Raw genomic sequence first — 3,453 nt, 5'->3', positions numbered from 1 at the left:
CCCCGCCCCCTTCTCCGCCCCGGTTCTTGCCCCGTCTCCTGCACGTCCGCCCGCTCGGCACGCGTGGTCCGCAGGACGGCCGGCAGGCCCGCGTCCCCGGGCGGGGCGGTCTGCCGGCGCCACCACACCGCCTGCCTGTTCTCGCCGAGGGCCAGGTGGTGGAGGTACAGGCAGTAGGTGGCGATCGAGTCCCCGGCGCCGGCCGCGTACTGCCACCAGAAGCGGGCGGAGTCCTCGGCATCGGTGAGCAGCAGGATGCAGCCCAGGACGCGCGCGCCGGACGGCTGGGGCAGCGTCTGGGTGAGGAAGCCACCGCCCAGCGCGCTGACGGCGGCACGGGTGACGGCCGTCTCGCACAGGGCCTGGAGGTCGTCCGCGGCGCCCCGCATGGCCTGCTGCCGGTCGGCGACGGGAGTCGGGGCCGGGGCCGGGGGTCGCGCCGGCCCGGCGGGCGCGGTGCGATCGGCGGGGTCGGCGGGGTCGACGCCGCGGACGGGGTCGGTGCTGCGGGCGAGGTCGGTGATGTCGGCGGGCGGGTACGCGGTGTCGTGGAGGCGGGCGCGGGCGAGCAGTTCGTCAATGGTCGAGGCCACGGGGGTGTCCCTCCTCGGCGGTGCTCATCGGGTGCAGGATCGTGTGCAGGTTGCGCTTGGCGTGCCGCGCGGTGGAGCGCACGGAGGCGAGGGAGACTCCCAGCTCGTCCGCCACCTGGGTGTCCTCCAAGCCGCACAGGTGCAGCAGGACGACCACGTCCCGCTGCACCGGCGCCAGTTCGGCCACGGCCCGGAACAGCGCCATGGTCTCCTCGACCTGGCCGACCGGGTCGGGGGCGGTGTCCAGGGCGACGGTGTCGAAGGCGGCCAGCGCCAGTGAGGGGCGGCCGTTCGCCTTCGGGGTGTGCTCGAACACGGTCTGGCGCAGGATCGGCCAGGCGAACCGCTCGGGGTTCTCGCTGGCCAGCGCGTCGTGCCAGAGCAGCAGCAAGAGGGTGAAGGCGTCACCGACGGCCTTCTCGACGAGCGCGGGCCGGCGCAGGAACGCGGCCGCGTAGCGGGTGTAGTGCGGGCGGTGCATCTCCTGGAAGGCCAGGTAGTCCAGCGGGGCCGGACCGGCGGCGACCGCACGGCCACCGGCACCGCCGGCTTCGTGGAGGCAGTCCTTGATCCACGAGGTCCGCTTCCCGGCGTCGCGCGCCGCCAGCACCCAGCGCAGCCGCATCGCCTCGTACGACACCCGGGGCTTCAGCACCATGAGGACGGTGCGGACGAAGGCCCAGCGCGGGTAGCGCTCGACCGCGCGCAGCAGTTCGGAGATGTGCGACTTGGGCCAGCCGGTGCGGACCTGCAGCTCGTCGAGGGTCAGGCCGCTGCCGTGGAAGGCGTCGCGCAGCGGCTCCAGCCAGGCCCGGTGCGCGGCGCCGGCGCCGTCGGCGATGGGGCCGAGCCGCCGCCCTCGCTTGCCCCTTCTGTCCTGGGGCACGTCCCGGGGTGCCGAGGGGATGGTCATCCCTGCGCCTCCTCTTCCCGCTCGGGCTGCGGGGAGGGCCGCCGCTCCCGCCGGCTCTCGGCCGCACCCGTGCCGGCCTGCACGATCTGCTGCACGCCGAGGGCGGCTGACGGGATCAGCGCGGTGATCGCCGCGATGGGCTGGCCCGCCACCACCATCACCACGCTGAAGGCGAAGATCGCTAAAAGCGCCACCACCGTGACGATCATCCGGTTGTTCTTCATCGCGCCGTCCTCCGGCTGCCTGCGCCATGGGCGAATTCCGTTTCGGGATACGGCCCTTGGCGGTGTCTCACGCCCCCCTTCAAGAGCCGAGGCAAGCATGGAGTGAACAGAGATGGACAGGCACGAAAAAAGCAGAACGGGGAACAATCAGATTCGCCCGGGAAGCCCGCCCGGCCGGGCGGCCGCGCCGAGGGACGCAGGTCAGCCGCGGTCCGGTGGCCGAATGTCCCGGAGCGGAATGTCCAGGCGCACGACGCCCGGGTCCCGTGGTCCGGACGCGGTGCCGTGGGACGCCGGGTGGTGCCCGCTGCTCTCGGGCGTGGTCCTCAGCGGGCGGTGTCCGGGGCCACGTCGTCCAGGGGCAGGGTGGCCACCAGCCGGGCGCCGGCCGGGGAGTCGAGGGCGGCGAGGGTTCCGCCGAGGCGGGTGGCGATGTCCCGCGCTATGGCCAGGCCCAGGCCGGTGCCGCCCTCGTCGCGGCTGCGGGCGTCGTCGAGGCGGGTGAACCGCTCGAAGACCCGTTCGCGGTCGGAGGCCGGGATGCCCGGCCCGTCGTCCCGTACCTCCACGACGGCCGCCCCGCGGTCCCGGTCGACGCGCAGCGACAGCACGACGTACACCTCGGCGTGGCGCTGCGCGTTGTCCAGCAGGTTGGTGACGAGCCGGGAGAGCCAGAGCGTGCTGCCGCGCACGGTGGCCTCGTCGGCGATCTCCAGGTCGACCGGGATGCGGTCGCGGCGGCGGGCGCGGGCCGCGTCCCGGGCCACCTCGGCGAGGTCGACCGCGGAGTCCGGTGCCGGTTCCGAGGTGTCGAGGCGGGCCAGCAGGAGCAGGTCGGAGGCCAGGTCCTGGAGCCGTACGGTGTCCTCCAGCGCCCCGCCGACCAGTTCGCCCCACAGTGCCGGGTCGGGATGGGCCTGGGCGACTTCCAGCTGGGTGCGCAGCACCGTGATGGGACTGCGCAGCTCGTGCGAGGCGTCGGCGATGAACCGGCGCTGGCGGATCCCGGCGGCCTCCAGCCGGTCCAGGGTGGCGTTCATCGTGACGGCGAGCCGGGCGACCTCGTCCTGGCTGCGCGGTACGGGCACCCTGCGGTGCAGGTCCCGTTCGCTGATCTCGGCGACCTCGGCCCGGATCGCCTCGACGGGGCGCAGCGCCCATCCCGTCACCCTCCAGGTGACCAGGGCGACGGTGAGGACGAGCAGCGGAACGGCCACGGCCAGGACGGCGGTGATGGTCTCGTCGGCGGCATCGGCCTGCCGCAGGGAGGTCCCCGCGTAGACGGTGACGAGCCCTTCCTCGGTGACGGTGGTGACTTGGACGACGCGGAGGCGGTGTTCGCCGCGCGCAGGGGCCGGCTTCCAGGTGTTGCGGACCGTGCCCGGTTTGCCGGGGCGGGTCGGGGTGAGTGCGGGGCGGCCGGCGAGGTCGGGACTGGCGGCGAGGACGCGGCCCTCGGCATCGACGACCTGGAGGAAGTCGGTACCGCGGCCCGGGGTCAGCACGCTGTCGAGCCGGCCGCGTGCCGCGAGGGCGGCGGTGGCGAGGGCCTGCCGTTCGGCGTCCGCCTGGGCGCCGCGTACGAGCCTGCCGTCCAGGATCCCGAGCAGTGCGAAGGAGGCCGTGCCGAGGGCCAGGGCCACCACGGCGGTGGCGCCGAGGGTGGCCCGGGCGCGGACCGAGCGCGGGCGCACCCGCCGCCCCACCGCACGCAGCCGGGCGG

At 74.8% G+C, this 3,453-nt stretch carries 3 protein-coding genes and 1 pseudogene; all 4 read right to left on the bottom strand.

Annotated elements, in window-relative coordinates; translation table 11 throughout:
- A pseudogene (locus ACFV7Q_RS38560) lies at positions 1-593 on the bottom strand (hypothetical protein); the annotation flags it as partial.
- A complete protein-coding gene (locus ACFV7Q_RS38555) occupies positions 577-1,506 on the bottom strand; it encodes a sigma factor-like helix-turn-helix DNA-binding protein (RefSeq protein ID WP_385435619.1) in 930 nt (309 codons plus the stop codon). The pseudogene ACFV7Q_RS38560 and the gene ACFV7Q_RS38555, both read right to left, overlap by 17 nt.
- A complete protein-coding gene (locus ACFV7Q_RS38550; RefSeq protein WP_385435618.1) occupies positions 1,503-1,730 on the bottom strand; it encodes a hypothetical protein in 228 nt (75 codons plus the stop codon). The genes ACFV7Q_RS38555 and ACFV7Q_RS38550 overlap by 4 nt, the downstream gene beginning before the upstream one ends.
- 326 nt (positions 1,731-2,056) lie before the next feature.
- Positions 2,057-3,445 carry an ATP-binding protein gene (locus tag ACFV7Q_RS38545; RefSeq protein WP_385435620.1) on the bottom strand — a complete coding sequence of 463 codons (1,389 nt, stop codon included), beginning with the start codon at positions 3,443-3,445 and terminating at the stop codon, positions 2,057-2,059.
- Positions 3,446-3,453 lie beyond the last annotated feature (8 nt).

It is taken from the genome of Streptomyces sp. NPDC059851 (assembly GCF_042732005.1).
Lineage (GTDB): Bacteria > Actinomycetota > Actinomycetes > Streptomycetales > Streptomycetaceae > Streptomyces.
Note: the sequence above shows the minus strand (reverse complement) of the source record. Positions and strands in the feature narration are given on the sequence as shown.